This is a genomic window from Rugamonas violacea, from assembly GCF_016461825.1.
Lineage (GTDB): Bacteria > Pseudomonadota > Gammaproteobacteria > Burkholderiales > Burkholderiaceae_D > Rugamonas.
The window spans coordinates 1-24,524 of record NZ_JAEMNU010000125.1; the positions used below are offsets into that span (position 1 = coordinate 1).

Genomic DNA, 24,524 nt, shown 5'->3' on the forward strand with positions numbered 1-24,524 from the left:
GCGTAAGGCAGCATTTGCCCTTGCGTCAGATGCACGCCCAACGCGCGCACGCGGGGGCCGTATTGCACGGTCTCGCTCACCTCGGCGGGAAACACACTGTCGTGGCGCTGGCCGCAGGCACACGCCACCGTGTAGGTGCGGTGTTCGACCACCTCGACATCGGTCGCGGGCAAATCGAACACCTGGCGCCACTCCAGCACCTGCGCCGACTCCAGCGGTAACGCGCTGTGGCAACGGCTGCAATGCCCTGGCAAGGGGTGATCCACCGTGCCACTCGGCTCGGCCACCCGCTTGAGCGTATTGCCTTTGTGACCGGGCTGGCCACCCACCTTTTTATCGGACTTGCCGCGCAGCGAACTGGTCTTCTTCGGCTTTTTTGCCAGTCCGTCCGACGACGGCGGCATGCTCGAATTCTCGCTGTTCATGCCCAACTTTGCCTCGACTGCGTCCAGACGCGCGAACAGCGCATCAATGAGCCAATCCTTGTCGGCATCGGACAACTTGGTCAGGTCGGGGCGCGGTGGTTTCGGTGGCATAGCGGAATGATGCTGGAAAGCCGCTTGGTTTACAACCCTTTATTGATGCGCTCGCTGCGGCTGAATAGTTACCATTCGAGATGGGTCAAACGGGTACTGCGCTGGTGCGAGATCAGGAGGAGTTATTCACGTCCTGCCAGACCTTGGGTAAATAGTTACATCGAACGTTTTTTCGGCACGTTCAAAATGCACCTGCGCGGCCACATGATAAGGGACGAGTTGCATCTTGCTCAATCGCTGCCCAGCTTTCAATTTTGGTACAACGTCGTTCGTTCACATCAGCATCTTGGCGGACGTACGCCTCATCAAGTCTGGTGTGGTGTTGATCCGTTCAAGGCGGGGCCAAGATCGGTGCGCGCGTTCTGCGCGTGGGACGGACGGCTCAAGGGCCTGGTGTTGCGCCATTAGCCAGCGTCGGAAATGCTCGAATTGTTAAAGATCGGATGGACATTGACGGTGTCCGTGGGAACGCTCGTGCGGGGTTGGCACAGTCGTTTGTTTTTTTGCGACACGTTCCTGATTTGCTGCTTTAATGCCAATGTTTCTTTTGAAAACCGAGCGGATTTTATCAAAAATTGCGTCCGCGCGGGCTTGAAAATCATGTGTCCGTAGTGCGGATGGGACAACGATGTCTACCGGTCGAGGGCGTGCCTGAATGCCAGACCAGTTTTCGGCGCCCGGCAGGTTAAATAAAATCCACTCCCATACGCATGGCGGAAAATGCGATATAGGCATTGGAAGGGGACAAACAGGCAGCTTCGGCCCCCGCGAGCCATGCATCTAACTGGTCGTCAAATTCCCCCACGACCCATTTCAAATTCTCCTTCAAGTTGCTAGGAGTTCTCTTCAAAGCGTCCTCTCTAAACCAGTCATCGGAGATGCCCCATAGTAAAGCATAGGGAATTAGTGGCCGCAAATTTTCAGGCACATCTTGCACTTCGAAAGTGACTTTTTCGTTCGCCGAAAAACCCTTCCCCCATCCTGATTCAATTTCTTCTAGAGTTAAAATTTTATTCATTTTGTTAACGCTCCTTTCATTCGACCATACCAGTCCCAGTATTCTTGGCGTGTCGTAGAGGGTACTTTCGCAGCATCAAACATCTTCTCCGATAAACTTTGCATATGTGTTTCTGGGACGGTTGACCAACTAAACGTTCCGCCCATTTCTGCTCGAGCCTCTGCTCTCCAAGTGTTGTACACCCCAAAAGTTGCCCGATGATTTGCCTCTGGCATCAGAACGGCTGGTGCTAGATTCGGATCGTATTCTGGGAAATTTACTTTCATCCAAGCAGACATCACGCCATGATGCGAATTTTGTCCGGGCCGCGGAGATGGCATATCACCATGCTGAGCCACTAAGAATTCAGTATCGGTGCCAAGCTCACTAAAACGAATACCGCCAACTGCTCCAGACTGATAAGCGTATGGACCTGCAGTTTGGTTCGAAAGACCATCACCAATAAATCCGTACAACTTCCCGTTGGCACTCAGTGTTACTCCTTTACCACTTGAATAACCTAGATCACCGGCCAGGTAGCCGCCTGCACCAGGGATACGTCCAGCCAGGCTCTCAATGCTGGCTTTGAATGGCAACCCAAGCTCTAAACCTGTCACAAACTTGTCCTGCAGCGACATGTTTCCAAAATTGCGGGCGAAGGATCGTCCCGCTTGCAGCGGGTTCGCCACCGCATTGACTATGCCAGGCACCATGGTATCGCTGGTCAAAAGACGTGGCAAGCTGATGAGCGAATTCACCGTATCGGCCGCGATTTTTCGTACCCCATACGTGGCGGCGGCGAACACTCGTGCGCCCGTCGATGACCCGCCGGCGCTGGCGATGTCATCCATTTCGTAGGAGAAATCATTCACGCGATTTTGCAAATTTCCCACATACTCATCGGCGCCAATGTGCCTGGTACGGGTGACGACCGGCATCATTTCACCATCAGAACTAGCCATTTGCGTTTGATAGTCGTAACTGCCACCTACGTTGATGAAGCTTTGCCGCGCCGAAGACGAGCCGAAGCCAGGGGCATAAGACATCTGAGGCGAAGAGTTGCTCGGAATTAGCCCAGCGTCCGCCATGGCATCGCGTCGCGCGTCCGCCTCGGCGGTGAGACTAGCTTGCGGATAGGCCGCATCGAACTGGCCTTGTTCAATTTTTGCCAACAGATTGGAGCCGGCGCTGCTCGTCGAGCGATTGCTCGCCCGATCACCACCGCCCGACATGGCACCGGCCAGGCTGCTCCCCAGCGCATTGCCGAACGCATCTGCGGTAATCTGCGCGATCGCAATTTTACCACCGCGCATGACCGACGTGGTCAGACCGGCGGAGAAGCCGGAGACGCCGGCAGTGGCGAATTTGGCGGCAGCGGATGTCGGATCGCCGAAGATTTTCTGGCTTTCCAAATAACCTGCGACTTGGCTGCCGACCGCCGCGCCGGCATAAGAGGCGGCGACGCTGCTCCAGTTGAAACCGTGCTGTAGGCCGGTCACCATGCCTATGCCTTGGGAGACGGTGTTCGACAACGCGGCGCGGGCGGCCACGCCGCTCCATTCGTTACTCTGGAAAACCGGCGCCAATTTATCGAACGCCGCTAGTTGGCCGATGCCGGCGGTGACACCGCCCGCTATGCCGGCCTGGGCCACGGCGCTCCAGCTGAAACCGTCCTGTGCGCCGATCGATATGCCCACCACCTGGCTGGCGATGGAGCCTGCCGCCGCGCCGATCACGCCGCCGGCGACAACCGACATGGAGCCTGCCAGCGAACCAGCCGCGGCAGCGGCTGCTGCCGTGGTTGTCGCCGCTCCGCTGTAGGCGGCGAAGATGGCGTTGGCCGCCGCGCCTGCGGTGATGTAGGTAACGGCAATCGCCACCACGATCATGATGATCATGCCCACACCGCCGCAACCGCCCCCTGGTTGAGTCGGCGGCGGCAGGGCCGGCGCGGTGTTGCCGATGGCTTCGCTGGCGTTGTAGGGCTTGTAGGTGGCGTAGTCGTTGTGGACGGTGTTGACGCGGCTCGGAAGGTTGAGCACCCTGTTGATGCGCAGCGTTTCGCCGGCGCTCAGGCCGTTGGTGTCGGCGATGAGGTACCACAGCTTGCTGTCGCCCCACACCGCCTGGGCGATGCTTTGCAGCGTTTCGCCGTCGTGCAGCACGGTGTAGCTGCTCGGCGGCGACGCTTGCGCCATCGAGGTGGCGCTGGCATAGGTCGAGCCGAGGATGTTGTTCCTGTCGTTGTCCTCGTAGCCCAGCACCTGGTCGTTGACGATCAGTGCGAAGCTCGGCTTGGCCTCGCCATTGCCCGCTGTGCCGTAATCGACTTTCGACTGCACCTTGCCGGTGGCGTCGTACCAGTAGCGTCCGACGACACGACCTGCCGTTGTGACCGAGGTGCGGTTGCCGTTGATGTCGTAGCTGCTGACGTTGGCGGCGCCATTGTCGACGCTGTGGCTGACTTCCTTGTAAGTGTCGAAGGCGCTGTATTTGATCGAATAGCGGCCGTAGTCTTTGGGCGCGCGATTGGGCGCTACCACGGTGTAGCCGAGCAGATTGCCGACGGCGTCGTAGCCGCCGTTGGGCAGCTCGTTGTCGCTGATGTAGTAGTAGTCGCTGCCGATGGTGCCGCCGGCGCCGCGCAGGGTCTGGCGTTGAACGCGGCCGTTGTCGTCGTAGTGATAGGTGACACTGCCGCCCTGGATGCCGAAGAAATCGGCCATCGCGGTCAGGCTGTCGGTGACGTTCAGCCGCCGCCGAATATATTTTTCACTGCCGCAGGGATGGCGACCTATGCGGCGTGCGGCCTGCTAGACTGGCGTTTTTCCATGCTGGAGTCCGGCACATGAACTGGTTTTTTCTCGCTGTCGCAATCGTCGCCGAGGTCATCGCGACCTCGGCCCTCAAGGCTTCCGAAGGATTCTCGAAGCTGCTGCCGTCGACGCTGGTCGTGCTCGGCTATGGCATCGCCTTCTACATGTTATCGCGCGTGCTGTCCGCCATTCCGGTCGGCATCGCCTATGCGATCTGGTCCGGCGCCGGGATCGTGTTGGTGTCCCTGGTGGGCTGGTTCTTGTATAAGCAAAGATTGGATTTCCCGGCGATGCTGGGGATAGGGCTTATCATTGCCGGCGTGGTGGTCATGCAGGTTTTCTCCAAGACCTCGGGACACTAACGCTGCTGCGATGCCACCGCGCCCTCAGCCGGCCAATTGCCATTTCGCCGGACGAGAGCGGCGAATGGCGCGGTTGGCCGGCTCGGAGACGTAGCGCGACACCAGGGCCGCCGCCAGCGCGCTGAGGACCAGGAACAGCAGCAACCACGGCAGCCGTGTCGCATAGCTCAACTGCTGTTTGCTCAGCACATTGCGCATCAGGCCCAGCACGATAATGTGGAACAGATAGATTTCGTAGCTGTGCCGGCCCATCCAGCGCAGCCCGTGGCTCAGGCGGCCGGTGCTCCAGCCGCCGCGCTGCTGGCCGGACGAAGCGAGCAGGAAGCCGGCGCTGGCCAGCGCTATCAGCGTGAAGCCGAACACCTCGTGGCCGTTGATGCCGCGCAGGTAGACCGCGCCCAGGCAGACGCCGGCGACGATGCGCAGCGGCCGCGCGTAGCGGATCAGGAAGCTGGCGGACAGACGTGGCGCCAGCAGCGCGGCCAGGCAGCCGATGGCGATCGCGTCGAAGCATGCCTGGTAGGCGTACATGAAGAAGATCTCGTTGTCGGTGTGCCAGCTGCGATACAGGGGCCCCAGCGCCACGGCGGCCAGGCACAAGGCGACGATCATCCAGCTGCGGCGTAGCGTCAGGCAGGCCAGCGGCAGCAGCAGGTAGAACACTTCCTCGACCGACAGCGACCAGTAGATATTCAGGCAGTAATTGAAATAGCCGGCCGATTGCATCAACAGGTTGTGCCAAAAGGTCAGCACCGACCCGGCGCCGACCAGGAAGTAGGAGGCCGGCAGTGGCTGGCCGCCGCTGTCGGTGTTGTTGAAGGACGGCAGACCCAGGCTGCCGAGGATGACGATGATGCTCAGCGCCAAAATCAGACTCGGCATGATGCGGGCAAAACGGTATAGATAAAAGCTGCGGGCGTCGAGCTTGTCCAGCGAACCCCAGCGCGCCAGCGAGGTCGATGTGATCAAAAAGCCGGAGATGACGAAGAAGATCGTCACGCCGAAATTGCCGTTATAGGCAATCGCTTTCAACAGCTCGGTCCCCAGCAGGGAGCCGAGCGGACTGTCCTTCAAGCCGTAGGACAGGGCGAAATGCAAAATCAAAACAGATGAGATGGCGATTCCACGCAGGAAGTCGATGCGGGCGTTGCGCGGGGGATTTCCTGGCATGTTGTTCATTCTCGATGATGATTGTAATTCGCATCATTGTGTTGCAAATGCAATGTCGCTGCAAGGATGGCGTGGCTATTCTTGCCTTGCGAATGGTACTGCAAGGCGATCATCATTGTATTTCTGCAATTGTCATGAAACAATGCGGGGAATGATTTAGACCTTGGACTAGCGGACACCGTACATGATTAAAACCTCGACACTGCGATGGGTGGTCACCATCTTCGCCATTTCGGTCCTGCTGCAAGTCGTGCTGCTGGTGAGCGATGGTTTCTCCGCCAAGCTGTTGTTGCGCTTCATTCTTCTTTGCGCACTGTTTGCGATGCTGATGAAGGGCGTGCGTATCGCCCGCTATCTGCTGGCGATTCTGATGGGCCTGTCGGTTCTGCCCGCAGTCGTCTACGCCGTCAAGGTGCAGGACAATCCTGTTTCGGTCTGGTTCTATGCGCTGTACGCCGTGTACGCGCTGGCGTCGGCGCTGTTCTTCTTCCGTTCGCCGGTGCTGCGCCAGCACACCGCCAAGCGCTGACCGGCGCGGGCGAAAAAAATCCGGCCACGCGGGCCGGATGGTCGAGCGGCCCTGCGGCCCGCCGATTGCTTAGTGCTTAGTGCTTATTGCTTGCCGGCGGCTTGCTTGCCGCCGGCGGCCTTGGCGTTCGGGCCGATGTGGCGGTCGATGAAGTTGTAGACCATCTCGCCCCACTGGATGCGGTTGCTTTCCTTGGACCAGTTGTGGCCCTCGCCCGTCATCACCACCCAGTCCACGCTATTGCCCTGCTTGAGCAGCTTGTCGCGCATCTTTTCGCCGTGGATCAGCGGCACGCGGAAGTCCTCGCTGCCATAGCCCATCAGCACCGGCGCCTTGATCTTGTCGGCGTTCTCGATCGCCGACACCTTGTGGAAGTAGGCCTCGTCGGTTTTCGGGTCGCCGTGCATCTTGGCGCCCATGTCGTCCATGAAGGGGCCGGACATATCCGACCAGTTGACCGTGAACAGCATCTTGACGTCGGTGACGCCGACCCAGTTGACGCCGCATTTGTACAGGTCGGGGTCTTTCACCAGGCCGTACATGGTGGCGTAACCGCCGTAGCTGGCGCCGATGATGCAGATGCGGTTGCGGTCGACGACGCCTTGCTTGATCAGCGCCTCGACACCATCGGTGACGTCGTCCTGCATCGCCAGGCCCCATTGCTTCCAGCCAGCGGTGTGGTGCTTCCAGCCGAAGCCGGTCGACATGCGGAACTGCGGCTGCAGTACGGCGTAGCCGCGCGAGGCCAGCATCTGCGTCATCGGATCGTAGCCGAACTGGTCGCGCGCGTGCGGGCCGCCGTGCACGAAGGCGATCAGCGGCAGGGCCTTGGCCGGGCGGCCCTCGGGCAGGGTCAGGTAGGCGGGGATGTTCAGGCCGTCGCGGGCGGTGTAGTGGATCACGGTTTGCGCCGACAGTTTCTTGCCGTCCAGGCCAGGCTTGACGCTGTACAGCGGTTCGAGCGTTTTCTTGGCGGTGTCGAACACGTACAGCTTGCCGACGTTGTTGTCGCCCGTGGTGGTGACCACGGCGCGCTCGCCGCGCCACTGGAAGTGCACGTTCTGGCCGGGCAGGCTGGCGTCGAGCGTGGCCTGCAGGCGGGCGTAGTCGGCGTCGAAGTAGTAGATCTCCTCCTTCATGCCGACCGCCAGCACGCCGATGATCTTCTTGCGCGCCTCGTCGACCAGCAGGGTTTCGCCGATGTCGGCTTCGGCGTGCTCGGCCACCATCTCGCCGGCCTGGTTGTTGGCGAAGTCCCAGATGAACAGGGCCGATTTGTCGCGGCCGTTGAAGCGGCCGGCGACGAACAGGGTCTGGTTGTCGAAGTCGAAGCCGGCCAGGTGCATCTCCTTGCCCTCGGACAGGAAGGCGCGGTGGATCACCCGCCAGGCCGACTTGTCGTCGTCGCGGTAGTAGACGGTTTGCTGGATGCGTTTGCTGACCGGATCGACCGCCAGCGCCGAGGCGGCGCGGATCACGTTGGCGTGGTCCAGCAGCCAGTCGCTGACCGAGCCGGGATTGTTGAAGGTGAGCAGGGTCATGCGGCCGTTGCCGGTGTCGAGGCGGAACACGTCGCTGGCGCCCAAGTCGGCGCTGTTGCCGCGCTCGCTATTGCTGACCAACAGGTCGTTGCTGTCGCCGCCGACGCGGCGCAGTACCCGCACCGGCTTGTAGGGCAGGTTGTTGCTTTGCGCCTCCTTGACGCTGACCACCAGCTTGCGGAAACCGCTGCCGTCGCGGTTGACGGCGAACAGGCCGCCGCCGGTTTGCTTTTCGAGCACCTCGTCGCTGCCCTTGTTGATGCTGAAGGTCAGGCGCTGGTTGTTGACCCACATCGGGCTGGCGACGTTCCAGTCGGCGTCCGAGGCGACCACTTTCGACTCGCGGGTGTCGAGGTTGATGATGGCCAGCACGTTGCGGCCGTTGCGCGGCGTCAGCACGGCCATGTTCTGGCCGTCCGGCGACAGCGTGGTCTGGCCGTTGAACTCGGGTTTTTTGAAGAATTCGGCGATCGGGATGGTGTCGTCGGCGTGGGCGCTTGGGCCGCACAGGCCGCCGGCCAGCAGCAGGGCGGCGAGCAGGCCGGGAACTAGGCGTTGTTTCAACATATTTTTCCTTGGGGTGAAAAAGCAACGGCGCCGCCACCAAGGTAGACGGCGCCGTTGCCGGACGGCGCTTACTTGCCGCTTACTTGAACTGGTAGTCAGCCGTGACCTGGATGTAGCGGCCCATGGCGCTGTGCAGCGTGGCGTTGTAGTTGCCGGTGCGGCCAGGGGTGAACGGCGGCTTGCGGTCGAAGGCGTTCTGGACCGCCAGGCTCAGCTTCAGATCCTTGAAGCCGGTGTAGCTGGCGCCCAAGTTGAACGTGGTGAACGAGGCGATGCCCGAGCACAGCTGTGCGTAACCTTCGGTGGCCAGCGAACAGGCCAGGCTGCGGTCGTCGACGGTCGCCGTCTTGCTGACGAACACGGTGTCGGCCGACAGCGCGTAGGCCGCCTTCTTCCAGGCCAAGCCCAGGGTCGCCTTGACCGACGGCGTGTCGGACGTGCCGGCGAACTCGACCAGCTCCGAATCGGGCGTCGGCGCGGTCTTGTAGGACTGGGTGTGCGACAGGTTCAGCGTCGGCGTCAGCGTGCCGTACTCGCCCATGTTGACCTTGCCCTGCAGTTTCAGGTCGAGGCCGCGCACCTGGGTCACCGCGACGTTGGTCAGCAGCATGATGATGTTGCTCACCTCGCCAGCCTGGGCGCCGGCGGCGCGGTCGGCGGCGGTCAGCGGATCACGGATGATCTGGGCGGCCGGGTCGTTGGCGTAGCGCGACGGGTCGGCCAGCACCCGGTCCAGCGAGTAGGTGTTGATCTCGTCGATGCGCTTGATCTGCCACACGTCCAAGGTCGCCAGGAAGCTCGACGACGGTTCCCAGGCCATGCCCAGGGTGAAGCTCTTGGCCGTTTCAGGCTTCAGGGCCGGGTTGGCGCCCGACTGGTAGGCGCTGTTCGCGCCGTTGTTGCAACCGAGCTTGAACTGGGCGTTGCAACGCAGCGGATCGGTGAACGACTGGTAGGCGTTGCGCACGTCGGTCGAGTTCTCCACCAGGGTCGGGGCGCGGAAACCGCTGGCGTAGGTGCCGCGCAGCATCAGCGCCGGCGACACGGTCCACTTCAGGCCGACTTTCGGGGTGGTCGAGTTGCCGTAGTCGGAGTAGTGGTCGAAGCGGGCGGCCAGTTGCGCCTCCACATCCTTGATCAGGGGAATGGTCGCTTCGCCGAACACGGAGGCGATGCGGCGGCTGTTGCTAAAGCCCGGTGGCGACTGGGCGGCGTGGTACAGGGCGCCGTCGATCGACAGTTGGTCGGGGTTGGTGTCGAGGAACTCGCGGCGCGCTTCGACGCCGACCGCCAGGCCGACGGCGCCGGCCGGCAGGGTCATCAGCTCGCCCGACAGTTTGGCGTCGACCTGTTGCAGACCCGATTTGAAGGTGCTCGACGAGTTGGCCATCAGGCGCTTGTACAGGTCGGCGTTGCTGGCGCTGGAGCCGAACAGGAAGCTGCCGTTCTGGTAAGCCTCAAGCAGGGGATCGACCAGCATGCCGCTGGTGCCCAGCGCGGTGACCTTGCTGTTGGTCAGCAGCAGTGCCGTTTCCCAATCCCAGTTTTTGAAGTCGCCCTTGGCGCCCACCAGGTAGCGGCCGAAGTCGGTGGTGTTGTCCTGGCCTTGGGCCGGGAAGTCACGCAGCGAGGCGCGCACGCGCACCGAGCCGTTGCCGCCGACCAGGGTATTGCCGTCGGCGCCGATCAGGTCTTTCGGATACTGCGGATGGGTGATCGGCAGGGCGGGCATCGGCTGACCGATCTGGCCGGCGAACCAATGCAGGTTGCCGGTGAGGACGACCTTGTTGCGGTTGAACATCAGCTCGCTGAACACCGTGGTGCTGGCGTTCGGCTGCCAGGTCAGGCGGCTGGTGATGCTGGCGCGGTCGGTCTTGCCGGCCGCGTTGAAGGTGCCGTCGGCGTAATCGTCGAAGACGCAGGACTGGCCGCCGCCGTTGGCGACGCGGGTGCTGAAGTCGACCAGGCGGCCGGCCGGGCAGTTGCCGCCGATGGAGCGCGCCATGTATTGGCCGGTCGCCTTGTCGGTCCAGTACAGATTGCCGGGGAAGGTGTACAGCGAGCGGGCGTCCTTGTAACCCCAGGCGCGGGTGTCCTGGGTGCTCAGGTAGTCGTCGCGCTTGCTCAGGTACATCGGTTTGCGCGAGCGCAGGTCGATGGTGGCGTAGGCGTTGAAGTGGTCCTTGACCAGGTTGCCACCGCCGATGCTCAGGGTGCTGCGCAGTTGCTCGCCGTCGTTGCGCGAGGATTGGCCCACCGAGCCGCCCAGTTCGATACCTTCGTAGTTGCTGCGCAGGATGATGTTGACCACGCCGGCCATCGCTTCCGAGCCGTAGATGGCCGAGGCGCCGTCCTTCAGGATCTCGATGCGTTCGACCGCGCCGATGGGAATCGAGTTCAGGTCGACGAAGGTGGTCTGGAATTCCGGCTGGGCGTACGGCGCCAGGCGGCGGCCGTTGATCAGCGTCAGGGTGGCCTGGCTGCCGACACCGCGCAGGTTCAAGCCGGATGCGCCGGCGGTGAAGCCGTTGGTGCGGTTTTCATCGATGCCGCCGACGTTGGAGGAGATCGTGCGCAGCACCTCGTTGAGCGAGGTGGCGCCGCCGCGGGTGATTTCTTCGCGGGTCAGCACTTGCACCGGCGAGGCCGATTCCAGGGTGATGCGGCGCACGTTCGAACCGGTCACATAGACCTTTTGCGGCGCCGCCTTGTTGGCGCCATCGGCGGCCTGGTCCGCGCTGCCGCTGGTGCTGGCCTGCTGGGCGTGGGCGGAGGCGGCCAACAACACCGATCCGGCCAGGGTTTGTAAAGCGAGACGAACGAATACGACACCGGCTTTTTCTTTTAATAACATTGATATCTTCCTTGAAGTGCTTTTTATAATTGCTATGACGATTCCCAACTCCTCGGGGGAGGCAGTTCGCCGCTTCTTTTTTGCTCTCTACCCAGATTTTTTTTGCAAGCATCCCATCAATATTCCGGGAATATTGTTGCGACCTGGATATTATGCATGGAAGAAAAGTTGCGGTGTTGCAAACGTTGTTTAGTGTTGCACATTTTCCACGTGGCAATTTTTTGTTCAGAAATGAATAGAAAAACGCACTAATAATCGGCTTGCAGGCTGCAATTTAGTCGATAATTTTCCGGCCGTAAAAAACCTGAAATGGGCAAAACGTGGGGCTACGTTGGTTTTTTTCGCCCGCCGGCGGCTTGTTATTACAAAAATATTCCGGGCCAATCGAAGATATTCGAATTCCACATAATGAAAGCCGCATTAAGCGGCAATCGAAGATTCCCGGCCCGTCGGCCGAATCGGCTTCGGTCGCTTAATGAAACTGGCAGCGCGGCACTATGCAAACCGATAGTTGTCTTTTTTATACATTTGAGCGAGACTTCACGGGACTATCGGAAATAGAAGGGGATTGTTTGACACCGCCAGACCTGATCAAGTTATTGCAAGCGCTGTTGCCCGCCAAACAGCCGGAACCCGCTCCGGCGCTGAAGCGCGGCGACGTGCGCAAGCCTGTGTTGCAGGTGCTGGAGGCGCCGCTGCTGGCCCACGGCTTCGCCCGCTTCAAAGGGGCGGCGGCGTGGCGCCACGGCGAGCGTTGGGTCGATGTGGTGGAAGTTCAATTCATCAAGACGCACGGCGCCAGCCCGCATTCGCCATCGCTGCATGTCGGACGCTATTTCAACTTCGTGCCGGAAGATGCGATTGGCGGGCCGGTGCCGCAAGCGCAGGGACGCAACTTGCCGCCGCCGGAGCTGTGCCACTTCCGCAAGACCGTCTATCGGCCAGGCGTGCCGGCCGGCACGCCGCTGGGCAATATCTGGCAGATCGGCGCGGCCGGCGAGGGCATGGCCGACTGCCTGCAAGACATCGCCAGCGTGGCCGAGGGCAGCATCCTGCCCTGGTTCGACTGGTTGGACGACCTAGACCAGGTGCTGCGGCTGCTGTTGAGCGGCGCCTCCGACATCGAGGGCCGCAGCGACGATCCGCTGATGCGCGGCACCTGGAACCACAGCAGCAGCTTCGGCCGCCATGTGCTGACCGGGCTGGTGGCCTGCCAGCTCGGGCAATGGTCGTTGGCGCTGGAGCGGCTGGAACCGGTGCGGGCGCTGGGCGGGATACCGCTCAAGAACAATCAGGTGTTGCCCTTGCCTGCGGCCTCGCTGGGGCGGATCCGGGACGCCTGCGAGCAGGCGCGGCGGGCCATGCGGGAGCAGCACTAGCCGGTGCGGCCGCCGGCCCGCCGAGTCTGGCGCGCGAGCCCGCAATCGGTCAGGTCCAGCTAGTGCGGCCGGCGCGCCGTCGCCGGCCTGGAGGGCGGGCTGGGCGGGGCTTAGCCGGCGCGCCGGTGCACCTGTTTGCCGGCGGCGTAGGTGGCGGCGACGCTGCGGTCGTCGCCCAGCATGGCGAGGGCGAACAGCAGTTCCTCCAAACTGTCGCTGCGTTCGCTGCGGCGCGCCAGCAGCGGCGTGGCCTGCGGGTCGAGGACGATGAAGTCGGCCTCGGCGCCGGGCACGAAACTGCCGATCGTCCCCTCCAGTTGCATGGCGCGGGCGCCGCCCAGCGTCGCCAGATAGAACATGCGTAGCGCCTGCAGGTGGCTGCCGCCCATGCGCGCCACTTTGTAGGCCTCGTTCATGGTCTGCAGCATGGAGAAGGAGGTGCCGCCGCCGACGTCGGTGGCCAGCGACAGCGGCACGCGGGCGGCGTCGGCGCGTTCGAAGTCGAACAGGCCGCTGCCGAGGAACAGGTTGGAGGTGGGGCAGATCGAGATCGCCGAGCCGGTCTCGGCCATGCGGTTGCGGTCGGCGTTGTCGAGCCAGATGCAATGGGCGTACATCGAGCGCGGCCGCAGCATGCCGAAGTGGTCGTACACGTCCATGTAGCTGCGCGCCTGCGGGAACAGGGATTTGACCCAGGCCACCTCGTCGGTGTTTTCGGCGACGTGGGTTTGCAGATAGGTGTCCGGGTAGGCCTTGGCCAGCGCGCCGGCCAGCTCCAGTTGGGCCTCGCTGGAGGTGGGCGCGAAGCGCGGCGTGATGGCGTACAGCTGGCGGCCGCGCTTGTGCCATTTCCGGATCAAGGCCTCGCTGTCGCGCGCGCCGCTTTCGGCGGTGTCGCGCAGGAAGTCGGGACAGTTCCTATCCATGAGCACTTTGCCCGCCACCATGCGCAGGTTGCGCGCCTCGCTGGCGCCGAAGAAGGCCTCCACCGATTGCGGATGCACGGTGCAGTAGACCATGGCGGTGGTGGTGCCGCAGCGCAGCAGCTCGTCGAGAAAGAAGCTGGCCACCTGGGCGGCGTGGGCCGGGTCGGCGAACTTGCGCTCGGTGGGGAAGGTGTACTTGTCCAGCCAGGGCAGCAGACCCGGCGCCGGCGAGGCGATCATGTCGGTCTGCGGATAGTGGACGTGGGTGTCGATGAAGCCGGGCGTGATGAGTTTGCCGCGATAGTCCTGCAGCGGCGTGCCGGGCGGCAGAAAATCGATCAACTGGGCGTAGTCGCCGGCGACGTGGACGTGGCCGTCGTTGACGATCAGCAGGCCGTCCTCGTGCCAGTTGTAGGCGTCCTTGTGGAAGGCCGGGTCGTCGTTGAAGTGCAGCAGGCTGGCGCGATAGGCTTGAAAGGCGCCGCTGGGTGCGGGGGGCTGGGTCATGATGTGCTTCCTTGGTTCGGTGCGCGGTGTTCGGGGCGCGGATGTGCTCGGGCGGGCGCGCGCGGCGCCGGCCGGTGTTCGCTTGGTGCGTGGGGCGGTGGGACTAGCGCAGGGCTAGGGGAATCGACAGCGATGCAGCGCTCCCGCCCCGGCGCTGCCGGAGAGTGAGGCTGGGGCGACGGCGCGCCAGGGCGCGTCTGGTGGCGTGGTGTGCATCAATTCAGGCAGACGACAGTGGGCGCCGGCGTGGCCGATGCCGCCGCGGCCGCCGTCGCCGCTGTGTTCCCCGTTTCCGGCTGGGCGGCCTGGTCGAGCGCCTCCCACACTTGCAGCAGCTGGGCGGCGACCGAGACGGCGATCACCGCCGGCGCCTTGTCCTTGATGCCGGGCAGGCCGATCGGGCAGACCATCTCGGCCAGGCGCTCGGCCGCAATGCCGCGCTCGCGCAGGCGCCGCTCGAACTGGCTGCGCTTGGTCTGCGAGCCGATCAGGCCGAACCAGGCGACGTCGTCGCGCCGCAGGATGTGCTCGGACAGCAGCTGGTCCAGCGCGTGGCTGTGGGTCAGCACCAGGAAGGAGGTGCCGGCTTCGGCCTGCGCCACCACCGCCTCCGGCGTGTCGGTCGCCTCGACGCGGACGTTGGCCGGCAGGACGGCGGGGAACATGTCGTCGCGCTCGTCGACCCAGGTGACCTGGCAGGGCAGCTCGGCCAGCGCGCGCACGATGGCGGCGCCGACGTGGCCGGCGCCGAACAGCACCAGGCGGCGCCGGTAGGGCAGGCAGGAGTCGACCAGCCATTGTTTGCCGCGTTCGTCGACGCGCACCTTGCACTGCACGCCGGGGCCGGGCTTGGGCAGCAACGCCGGGCCGGGGCCGGACAGCAGGGCGCCGCCGGCGTCGTACAGCGCCGGCGCGGTGACGCTGTCGAGCGAGATCAGGCGCCAGCTGTCCTGGCCGTCGCGCCAGCGCCGCGCCAGCGTGCCGAAGTGCTCGCCGGCCTCGGGCGTGATGCGCTCGAAGGCCAGGTGCACCACGCCGCCGCAGCACTGGCCCAGGCTGGGGCCGAGCGGGAAGCGTTCGAGCCTGCGCTCGGCGCGCGCTTCGCCCAGCGGCATGGCCAGCATTTCGCGGGCGATGTCGGTGGCGCGCATTTCCAGGTGGCCGCCGCCGATGGTGTCGAAGGCGTGGTACTGGGTGATCAGCATCTTGGCGCCCGCTTCGCGCGGCGCCGAGCCGGCCACCTGCGCCACCGTCACCAGCACGCGCGGCACCGGCTTGGCGGCGGCCGCCGTGATGGCGTTCAGCGTGGGTCCCATCGAGGTCGCCATGGCGCTACTCCTGCGCCATCGCCCGGACGGCGTCGACGGCATTGAGGATGGCCTCGCTGGTGGCCGGCGCGTTGAGCGGCGGATTGTGGCGGTGCTGGCCGACGCTGGAGATGGCGTCGCGGATGGCGTAGAACACCGAGAACGGCAGCAGCAGCGGCGGCTCGCCCACCGCCTTGGAGCGGTGGATGCTGTCCATGACGTTGCGGTTTTTGAACAGGCGCACGTCGAAGTTCTGCGGGCAGTCGGAGATGGCGGGGATTTTGTAGGTCGACGGCGCGTGCGTCATCAACTTGCCGCCGGCGTTCCACCACAGCTCCTCGGTGGTCAACCAGCCCATGCCCTGGATGAAGGCGCCCTCGACCTGGCCGACGTCGATGGCCGGGTTGAGAGAATTGCCGGCGTCGTAGAGCGCGTTCACCTTGAGCAGCTTCCATTCGCCGGTCAGGGTGTCGACCACCACCTCGGACACCGAGGCGCCGTAGGCGAAGTAGGAGAACGGGTTGCCGCTCATGGTCTTCGGGTCCCAGTGCAGGCCGGGTGTGGCGTAGAAGCCGTCCGACCACAGCTGGACGCGGGCCATGTAGGCTTTCTGCACCAGCTCGGGGAAGGGCACCGCCTCGCCGTTGACGTGGACGAAGCCGGCTTCGAAGCGCACTTCGGCCAGCCCGCCGCCGTGGCGCTTGACGGCGAATTCGGCCAGCCGCTGGCGGATGGTGTGGGCGGCGTCCTGCGCCGCCTTGCCGTTCAAATCGGCGCCGGTGGAAGCCGCCGTGGCCGAGGTGTTGGCCACCTTGCTGGTGTCGGTGGCGGTGGCGCGCACCATCGCCAGCTCGATGCCCAGTTCGTGCGCCACCACCTGGCAGACCTTGGTGTTGATGCCCTGGCCCATCTCGGTGCCGCCGTGGTTGACCAGCACCGAACCGTCGGTGTAGATGTGCACCAGCGCGCCGGCCTGGTTGAAGTGGGTGACGTTGAAAGCGATGCCGAACTTGACCGGCGTCAGCGCCAGGCCGCGCTTGAGCACCGGGCTGCCGGCGTTGAAGGCGTTGATCTCGGCGCGGCGCCGGCGGTAGGCGCTGGTTTCCTCCAGCTCGTCGACCAGGGCGTGGATGACGTTGTCGACCACCTTTTGCTGGTATTGGGTGACGTTGCGGCCTTCCTCGTCGTTGCGGCCGTAGAAGTTGATCTTGCGGACGTCGAGCGCGTCCATGCCCAGGTTGCGCGCGATCTCGTCGACGATGTACTCGATGGCGATGGCGCCCTGCGGTCCGCCGAAGCCGCGGAAGGCGGTGTTGGACTGGGTGTTGGTCTTGCCGGCCATGGCGCGGATGTCGACGTCGGCCAGGTAGTAGGCGTTGTCGAAGTGGCAGACGGCGCGGGTCGCCACCGGGGCCGACAAGTCGGCCGAAAAGCCGGCGCGGGTGACCATGTCGACGCGGGCGGCGACGATGCGGCCGTCGTCGCCGTAGCCGACCTCGTACTCGTAGTAGAAGCAGTGGCGCTTGCCGGTGACCAGCATGTCGTCGTCGCGGTCGGCGCGCAGCTTGACCGGGCGCTTGAGCAGCTTGGCGCTGATGGCGGCGCAGGCGGCCCACAGCGCCGACTGCGACTCCTTGCCGCCAAAGCCGCCGCCCATGCGGCGGCACTCGACCACCACGTGGTTGGAATTGACGTGCAGGGCGTGCGCCACCACGTGCTGCATTTCGGTCGGGTGCTGGGTCGAGCAGTGCACCAGCATGCCGTTGTCTTCCTTCGGAATGGCGTATGAGATCTGGCCCTCCAGGTAGAACTGCTCCTGGCCGCCGACGTAGAGCTGGCCCTTGACGATGTTCTTCGACTGCTTGAAGGCCGCCTCGGCGTCGCCGCGTTGCAGGCGCATCGGCGGAATGACGAAGGACTTGGCGTCGCGCGCGGCCTGCGGCGTCAAAATGGCGGGCAGCTCGGCGTACTCGATGACGGCCTTGCGCGCGGCGCGCCGGGCGTTGTCGTGCGAGTCGGCGACGACGATGAAGATCGGCTGGCCGACATACTCGACCAGACCCTCGGACAGGATCGGATCGTCATGGATGATCGGACCGCAGTCGTTGGTGCCGGGGATGTCCCGGTGGGTGTAGACCGCCTTCACGCCGGGCATGGCGCGCACGGCGTCGAAGTTCATCGCCGTGATGTTGGCGTGCGCCTTGGCCGACAGACCGAGCGCTGCGTGCAGCGTGCCTTGCGCCTCCGGGATGTCGTCGGTGTAGGTGGCCTCGCCCAGCACGTGCAGGACGGCCGATTCATGTGGACGGGACTGGCCGACCTCGGCCCAGGCCATCGGTGTGCCGCCATTGGGCTGAGTCAGGAACGCTTCCGATTTGCTGTTCATGCTAGCGCGCCTCCTTCGGTGTAACTGTTGACGCAATTGTCGGCATAGCTGAATGCGTTGATCGATTGGATGGGCCGGGCGTCGTCGGGACGGGTCTCCAGCCAGAAGCGGCGCAGCAGGTTTTGCGCCGTCTTCATGCGGTAGTTGGCGCTGGCGCGCATGTCGCTCAGCGGCGTGTAGTCCTGCGCCAGCGCGGCCATGGCGGCCTTCAGCGTGGCTTCGTTCCAGGGTTGGCCGTTCATCGCCGCCTCGGCCAGCGCGGCGCGGCGCGAGGTGGCGGCCATGCCGCCGTACGCCACCTTGGCGTCGTGCACCACGCCGTCGCGCAGGCGGATCGAGTAGGCGGCGCAGACGGCCGAGATGTCCTGGTCGTAGCGCTTGGCCAGCTTGTAGGTGCGGAACTGGACGTCGGCGCGCGGCAGTGGAATGCGCACCGCCTCGACGAACTCGCCCGGCTGCCAGTTCTTCTTCATGTAGTCGAGGTAGAAGTCCTGCAGCGGCATGCTGCGCTGGCCCTGGTCGTTGCGCAGGACGATCTCGGCGCCGAGCGCGATCATCCACGGCGCCGAGTCGCCGATCGGCGAGCCGTTGGCGACGCTGCCGCCCAAGGTGCCGGTGTTGCGGATCGGTTGCGAGGCGAAGCGCTGCCACATTTCGGTCAGCTCGTCCTTGTAGTGGGCGCAGACGGCGGCGTAGGCGTCGTTCAGCGAGACGGCGGCGCCGATCTGCAGCATGCCGTCCCGCTGGTCCATTTGGTGCAGCTCGGCGACCATGCGCACATAGATCATGTCGCCCAGGTTGCGCATCTGCTTGGTGACCCACAAGCCGACGTCGGTGGAGCCGGCGACGATGGTGGCGGTCGGTTTGGCGGCGCGCAGCTCGGCCAGTTCGGCCAGGGTGCGCGGGGCGTAGAAGGTCTGGCCTTGGTGGGTGTAGCTGAACATGCGGTCTCGCTGGATGGCTTGCAGCGCGGTCTTCAAGGCGGCGCGGTCGAAGCTGACCGGCGGCAGTTCGCCCATGCGGCGCGCCGCTTCGATGATGGGACGGTAGCCGGTGCAGCGGCACAGGTTGCCGGACAGGGTCTCGTCGATGGTCTTGCGGCAGGGCGCCTGGCTGACGCCTTCCTGCTTCAGGTACAAGCTCCACAGCGACATGGCGAAGCCCGGCGTGCAGAAGCCGCACTGGGAGCCGTGGCATTCGACCAGGGCTTGCTGCACCGGGTGCATGGCGCCGTCGGCCTGCTTCAGGTCCTCGACGGAGAAGACGGCCTTGCCGTCCAGGGTGGGCAGGAACTGGATGCAGGAGTTGACCGACTTGAGCGACAGCTCGCCGCCCTGCAGTTCGGCCACCACCACGGTGCAGGCGCCGCAGTCACCCTCGGCGCAGCCTTCCTTGGTGCCGGTGCAGTGCAGATCCTCGCGCAGATGCTGCAGCAGGGTGCGGGTCGGGGCGCCATCCGAAACGGAATGGACTTCGCCGCGATAGAAAAAACGAATTGGTTCAGACATGAATGCTCCGCGCTGATTGGATGCCGATGTTGTTCAGGTTAGCAGCCGCCCGCCGCAATACCAATGGGCTGCGGACGATGGCTACTATGCACGTATGACTATATGACGGGCGTGGGGTATGGGGCCGCGCCGATGATGACCGGAACGCTGGCGAAACCCAGCGGCGCAAACCTAGGGTCGGACCCCTCGGGGTCTGACCCTGGCTCTCTGCCGCTGGGGTCTGCCAGCGCAGCCGGCACCTCAACGACCGCCCAGTCTAGGACTTGGGCTGGAAGCTGCGCAGGAAATCGAGCAGGATCACCGCCGAGGTTTCGGCGTCGTCCGCCGTCATGGTTTCCAGCGGATTGTGGCTGATGCCGCCGTTGCCGCAGCGGGTGAACAGCATCGCCACATCGGTCATGCGGGCCAACGCCATTGCGTCGTGGCCGGCGCCGGACGGCAGTTCGAACACCTCGACGCCGGCCCGTTCGGTGGCGGCGGCCAACTGGCGGACCAGCCACGGCGCACAAGGCGCGGCCGGCGCCGACATGATCTTGTGCAGTTTCAGCGCGATCTGGCGGCGCGCGCAGATCGCCTCGGCCTCGGCCAGGACATCGGCCACGGCCGCGTCGCGGGTGGCGTCGTCGGCGGCGCGGATGTCGAGCGAGAGCTTGCAGGCGCCCGGGATCACGTTGACCGAACCGTCCGGCACCTGCAACTGGCCGACCGTGCCGACCAGCGACGGCGCCTGGGCGCAGCGGCGTTCCACATACAGCACGATCTCGGCGGCGGCGACGGCGGCGTCCTTACGCATGGTCATCGGCGTGGTGCCGGCGTGGCTGGCCAGGCCGGTCAGCTCGACCTGATAGCGGCAGCTGCCGGCGATGGAACTGACCACGCCGCTCGGCAGGTCGCGGCCCAGCAGTACCGGGCCTTGTTCGATATGCACCTCGACGAAGGCCAGCACCTCGGCCGGGTCGCGGGCGATGGCGGCGATCTGGCCGACGTCGTGGCCGGCCTCGGCCAGCGCGGCGCGCATGCTGATGCCGTCGGCGTCGAGTTTGTCGAGCAGGGCCTGGTCGAACTGGCCGATGACGGCGTTACTGCCCAAGAAGGTGCTTTGGTAACGCACCCCTTCCTCTTCCGAGAAGCCGATCACCTCGAAGTGGAAGGGCAGGCGCTCGCCGCGCTCGTGCAGATGCTTGACGATGGCGATCGGCAGCAGGATGCCCTCGCGGCCGTCGTACTTGCCGCCATTGCGCACCGTGTCGTAGTGCGAGCCGGTGAGCAGGGACTTGGCGTTCGGCTGGTCGGACAGATAGCGGCCGACCACGTTGCCGACGGCGTCGATGTGCACCACCATGCCGGCCTCGCGCATCCATGTCGCCAGCTGGGCGGCGGTTTTCTTGTGCGCCTCGGTCATGTAGGCGCAGGTCAGGTTGTCCGCATCGTCGCTCCAGGCGCCGATCACCTCGGCCCATTGCATGATGGTGGCGCCGAATTGCAGCTCAATGTCGAGCAGCGCGTTCAGGCGCATTTCGGCGATGCGGCCGATCTGGCGCAGGCACTCGGCCTGCTCGTCGTCGCGCTGCGAGCGCAGGCGGCGGGCGAAGTGGGCGGTGATCTGCTGGCGGCTCATGCCGTTGCCGGTCGGGCCTTTGACGGCCAAGATGAAGGGGAAGCCGAACTTGGCGTTGTACTCGGCGTTGAGGCGGTGCAGCTCGGCCAGTTCGACCGCGTTGCAGTGGGTCAGGCCGGCCTGGGCCTGCTCGCCGGTGGATTCGGCGGTGAGTTCGCCGGCCAGGGCGGCCTTGCCGGCCAGCTCGGGGTGGGCGCGGATCAAGCCCAGCTGCGCATCGACGGAAGCGTTGCGCACCACGCCCTGCAGCGCGATTTTCAACGCGGCGACGCTGCGGAAGGGCCGCTGCGCGGCGGCGCGCTGCGGAATCCACGGCGAATGCTCGTACAGACCGTGCAGCAGGGCAGTGAATTCGTCGGCGTCGCAGCGGTTCAAATGTTCCAGGGTGATCGTCATTGTGTTCAGGCGGTCCCACCAGCCTGTCTCCTCTAAATGAATGGATCGGCGCGTGGGACCGCTCGCCGTTCATGCGGATGCGGCGCTGGCGCCGTCCGTGCTTATATGGCGAATAATATAGTGTTGGACTGACGGAAATATAAGCCTGGGACCATAACGGGGTTCAGCCTGGCGATATGGCAAGTGTTGTTTTACGAGCCAGCGGGCTCAGCCGTCGGGGTCAGTGCCGACATTCGGACAAAATTTCCGGTCGGACTGATGACTACGGAAGAGTTCGTGTCCGAATGTCGGCACTGACCCCGGGGTACGCTTGAGTTCGTGTCCGAATGTCGGCACTGACCCCGCCGGCTGACCCCGCCGGGGGGCGGTTACTTTGCTGTTAGGGCTTGGGCGGCTTGGGTGATTTGGTCGCGCAGCCATTTGTGCTCGGGGGCGGCGTGGACGCGCTCGTGCCACAGTTGGTAGAAGCGCATGGGCGGGAAGCGCAGCGGCACGGTGAAGGTCTTGATCGGCAGGTTGCGCTCGAAGAAGCGCAGATACTGCCGGCCGGTGGTCAGCACCAGGTCGGTTTGCGTCAGCATGTGCGGCATCAGGCCGAAGTAGGCCGATTCGACCACGACGTTGCGCTCGTGGCCGTTCTGCTGCAAATAGGTGTCGATCACGCCGTGGTAGCCGGACAGGGTGGGCGAGGGCGCCACGTGCGGCAGGCTCAGGTAGTCGTCCAGGGTCATGTCGTCGGCGCCGGTGCGCTTGGCGTAGGGGCTGTCGGCGCGCATGGCGCAGACGATGGGGTCTTCGAACAGCGGCGACAGGTGCAGGTGCTCGGGCGGCGCGTCCCAGTTGGCGATCAACAGGTCGAGGTCGCCGTCGGAGAGCATGCGGATCGAGTCGACTTCGGCGCCCAGGCTGTGGATGACGATGCGGCTTTTCGGCGACTCGCGTCGCATGCGCGCCACAATGTTGGGTAAAAATTGGATGTCGAGATAATCCGGCGCGCCAATGCGGAAGACGCGGCTTTCGTCCATCGAGGCGAACGGCGTCTTGTGCAAAAACAGTTGGCTGACTTCGTCGAGGATGCGCTTGGCGGGCTTTTTCAGGCTCTCGCCGTGTTGCGTCGGCACCATGCCGCGACCGCCGCGCACCAGCAGCGGGTCGCCTGTCAGCTCGCGCAGCTTGCGCAGCGAGGCGGATATGGAGGGCTGCGGCTGGTCCAGTTTGAGCGCGACGCGGGAGACGTTTTTCTCGCATAGCAGCAGGTACAAAATGCGGATCAGGTGGAGGTCGAGGTGGTCGGGGAGTTGTGCCATGGCGGGGTCTATAACGTGGTTTCTATTTTTAATATACGTCGATTCCAATGAGAAAAGCCAGATTTAGTTTTATCGTTCATGCCACACCATGCACGCACTGTGCTTGGGGTTCAAATCGGTCGCAGCGGAGCTTTTAAAGTTCGCGACCAATAGGGAAATCATCCCAGTCGTCTGGAGCGCCCGCGGTGGCAGACGAGTCAAATACCATCATGGAGACAACATGGAATTGCTCGCTTACGGCGTGGATTGGCTTAATCTATTGGTGCGCTGGTTGCACCTCATCACGGGTATCGCGTGGATCGGCGCCTCGTTTTACTTCGTTTGGCTGGACAACAGTATCCGTCCACCGAAGCCGGGCTCGGACTTGGCCAAAAAGGGTGTGTCGGGCGAGTTGTGGGCCGTGCACGGTGGCGGTTTCTATAATCCGCAGAAGTATCTGGTGTCGCCGGCCGAGCTGCCGGCGGACCTGCACTGGTTTAAGTGGGAGGCCTATGCGACTTGGTTGTCGGGCTTCGCGTTGTTGTTCATCGTCTACTACTTCAACGCTTCGGCGATGATGATCGATAAATCGGTGGCCGACCTGAGCCAGTGGCAGGCCATCGGCGTCGGCCTCGGCACTTTGCTGCTGGGTTGGACCGTCTACGACCTGCTGTGCCGCTCGCCCTTGGGCCAAAAGGATGGTCTGCTGGGCATCGTGATGTTCGTTTTCATCGTGGCGATGGCCTTCGTGCTGACCAAGCTGCTCAGCGGTCGCGCCGCCTACATCCACGTCGGCGCCATGATCGGCACGATGATGGTCGGTAACGTCTTGATGCTGATTATTCCCGGCCAGCGCAAACTGGTCGAGGCGATGGCGCAGGGCAAGTCGCCCGATCCTAGCCACGGCAAGAAGGCCAAGCAGCGTAGCGTACACAATAACTATTTCACGCTGCCCGTGTTGCTCATCATGATCAGCAATCACTATGCGATGACTTATAGCCATTCCTATAGCTGGCTGTTGCTGGGCGCGATCATCGCCGCCGGCGTGCTGATCCGTCACTTCTTCAATTTGCGCCACCACGGCCGGACGGCCTGGGGCTTCCCGGCCGCCGGCGTGGCGATTCTGGTTGCCGTCGCCGTGGCTATCGCGCCGCGTCCGATTGTCAGGACCGCGCCGATGGCTCAGGCCGCTGTTGCTGGCGACGTTGCCGCTGCCGGAGCCGGAGCCGGCAACGCTGGGCCCAACGACGCTACCGGCGGAACCGCTCACGCTGCCGCCGATGGCACCGCCACGGCGGGTACTGCCGCAGCCGCGGCCGGCCACGGCGCGGACTTCAGCCGGGTGCAGGCCATCGTCACGCAACGCTGTGTCAGTTGCCACGCGGCGCAGACCACCCAGCCGGGCTTTGCCACGGCGCCGGCCGGCGTCATGCTGCACACGCCGGAGCTGATCCACCAGCACGCGGCGAAGATCAACCAGCAGGCGGTGGTGTTGAAGTCTATGCCGATCGGCAATATGACCAACATCACGCCGGAAGAGCGCGCGGAGATCGGCGCTTGGTTCGCCGCCGGGGCCAACTGACCGAGCCGCCCGGCGGCAGCGGCCTAAAACACTCAAGCTGGCCATCCACTCCATCCTCTCGCGCTCGCGTCGGGAGGGTGGGTGTGGCTGGTCGCGCATAGACATAAATAAGGGCACTTCGAAAAACCAGCAAATTGTCGTTCCCGCGCAGGCGGGAACCCATGCTGAGTCAATGGACATGCGGGGTATGGATTCCCGCCCGCGCGGCGGTCCGCCGATGCCGAATGACGGTTTTTCGAGGGACCCTTTGATTTGCC

General features: G+C 64.0%; 17 protein-coding genes. 5 read left to right on the forward strand and 12 right to left on the reverse strand.

The window, feature by feature from the left end; translation table 11 throughout:
* Positions 1-536: DUF6444 domain-containing protein (locus H7U20_RS23735; RefSeq protein ID WP_199761611.1), on the reverse strand; the 536-nt coding region annotated here is incomplete at its 3' end.
* Between the two features lie 6 nt (positions 537-542).
* Between H7U20_RS23735 and H7U20_RS23740 the strand changes: the two genes are divergently transcribed.
* Entirely contained in the window at positions 543-944 is a 402-nt protein-coding gene (locus H7U20_RS23740) for an integrase core domain-containing protein (RefSeq protein WP_199761612.1), read from the forward strand.
* Between the two features lie 277 nt (positions 945-1,221).
* Here the strand turns inward: H7U20_RS23740 and H7U20_RS23745 are convergent, their stop codons facing one another.
* On the reverse strand, positions 1,222-1,554 hold the full coding sequence (locus H7U20_RS23745; RefSeq protein ID WP_199761613.1) for a hypothetical protein: 333 nt from the start codon (positions 1,552-1,554) through the stop codon (positions 1,222-1,224).
* Positions 1,551-4,259, reverse strand: coding sequence for a hypothetical protein (locus H7U20_RS23750; RefSeq protein ID WP_199761614.1), 2,709 nt, complete (start codon positions 4,257-4,259; stop codon positions 1,551-1,553). Before H7U20_RS23750 ends, H7U20_RS23745 begins: the two co-directional genes overlap by 4 nt.
* Positions 4,260-4,381: 122 nt before the next feature.
* Between H7U20_RS23750 and H7U20_RS23755 the strand changes: the two genes are divergently transcribed.
* Entirely contained in the window at positions 4,382-4,711 is a 330-nt protein-coding gene (locus H7U20_RS23755) for a DMT family transporter (RefSeq protein ID WP_199761615.1), read from the forward strand.
* Between the two features lie 24 nt (positions 4,712-4,735).
* Here the strand turns inward: H7U20_RS23755 and H7U20_RS23760 are convergent, their stop codons facing one another.
* Positions 4,736-5,881, reverse strand: coding sequence for an acyltransferase family protein (locus H7U20_RS23760; RefSeq protein WP_199761616.1), 1,146 nt, complete (start codon positions 5,879-5,881; stop codon positions 4,736-4,738).
* Positions 5,882-6,065: 184 nt separating this feature from the next.
* On the opposite strand from H7U20_RS23760, the gene H7U20_RS23765 reads away from it, so the two are divergent.
* Entirely contained in the window at positions 6,066-6,410 is a 345-nt protein-coding gene (locus H7U20_RS23765; RefSeq protein WP_199761617.1) for a hypothetical protein, read from the forward strand.
* Between the two features lie 83 nt (positions 6,411-6,493).
* Here H7U20_RS23765 and H7U20_RS23770 read toward each other — a convergent pair whose 3' ends face one another.
* Both H7U20_RS23770 and H7U20_RS23775 read right to left on the reverse strand, forming a co-directional pair.
* Positions 6,494-8,518 carry a S9 family peptidase gene (locus H7U20_RS23770; protein WP_199761618.1) on the reverse strand — a complete coding sequence of 675 codons (2,025 nt, stop codon included), beginning with the start codon at positions 8,516-8,518 and terminating at the stop codon, positions 6,494-6,496.
* A 79-nt stretch (positions 8,519-8,597) separates the two neighbouring features.
* On the reverse strand, positions 8,598-11,372 hold the full coding sequence (locus H7U20_RS23775) for a TonB-dependent receptor (protein WP_199761619.1): 2,775 nt from the start codon (positions 11,370-11,372) through the stop codon (positions 8,598-8,600).
* A 572-nt stretch (positions 11,373-11,944) separates the two neighbouring features.
* On the opposite strand from H7U20_RS23775, the gene H7U20_RS23780 reads away from it, so the two are divergent.
* A complete protein-coding gene (locus tag H7U20_RS23780; RefSeq protein ID WP_199761620.1) occupies positions 11,945-12,751 on the forward strand; it encodes a hypothetical protein in 807 nt (268 codons plus the stop codon).
* 110 nt (positions 12,752-12,861) lie between these two features.
* Here the strand turns inward: H7U20_RS23780 and guaD are convergent, their stop codons facing one another.
* From guaD to H7U20_RS23810, 6 genes are all read right to left on the reverse strand, one after another.
* A complete protein-coding gene (gene guaD, locus H7U20_RS23785) occupies positions 12,862-14,184 on the reverse strand; it encodes a guanine deaminase (protein ID WP_199761621.1) in 1,323 nt (440 codons plus the stop codon).
* A gap of 215 nt (positions 14,185-14,399) precedes the next feature.
* Complete coding sequence (xdhC, locus tag H7U20_RS23790) at positions 14,400-15,512, reverse strand: xanthine dehydrogenase accessory protein XdhC (RefSeq protein ID WP_370593238.1); 1,113 nt, start codon at positions 15,510-15,512, stop codon at positions 14,400-14,402.
* Between the two features lie 4 nt (positions 15,513-15,516).
* Complete coding sequence (gene xdhB / locus H7U20_RS23795; protein WP_199761622.1) at positions 15,517-17,877, reverse strand: xanthine dehydrogenase molybdopterin binding subunit; 2,361 nt, start codon at positions 17,875-17,877, stop codon at positions 15,517-15,519.
* On the reverse strand, positions 17,874-19,385 hold the full coding sequence (xdhA, locus tag H7U20_RS23800; RefSeq protein ID WP_199761623.1) for a xanthine dehydrogenase small subunit: 1,512 nt from the start codon (positions 19,383-19,385) through the stop codon (positions 17,874-17,876). The genes xdhB and xdhA overlap by 4 nt, the downstream gene beginning before the upstream one ends.
* Positions 19,386-19,641: 256 nt before the next feature.
* Positions 19,642-21,399, reverse strand: coding sequence for an allantoate amidohydrolase (locus H7U20_RS23805; protein WP_199761624.1), 1,758 nt, complete (start codon positions 21,397-21,399; stop codon positions 19,642-19,644).
* Positions 21,400-21,767: 368 nt separating this feature from the next.
* Positions 21,768-22,706, reverse strand: coding sequence for a LysR family transcriptional regulator (locus H7U20_RS23810; RefSeq protein ID WP_199761625.1), 939 nt, complete (start codon positions 22,704-22,706; stop codon positions 21,768-21,770).
* A gap of 220 nt (positions 22,707-22,926) precedes the next feature.
* Between H7U20_RS23810 and H7U20_RS23815 the strand changes: the two genes are divergently transcribed.
* A complete protein-coding gene (locus H7U20_RS23815) occupies positions 22,927-24,267 on the forward strand; it encodes a urate hydroxylase PuuD (protein WP_199761626.1) in 1,341 nt (446 codons plus the stop codon).
* Positions 24,268-24,524: the final 257 nt, after the last annotated feature.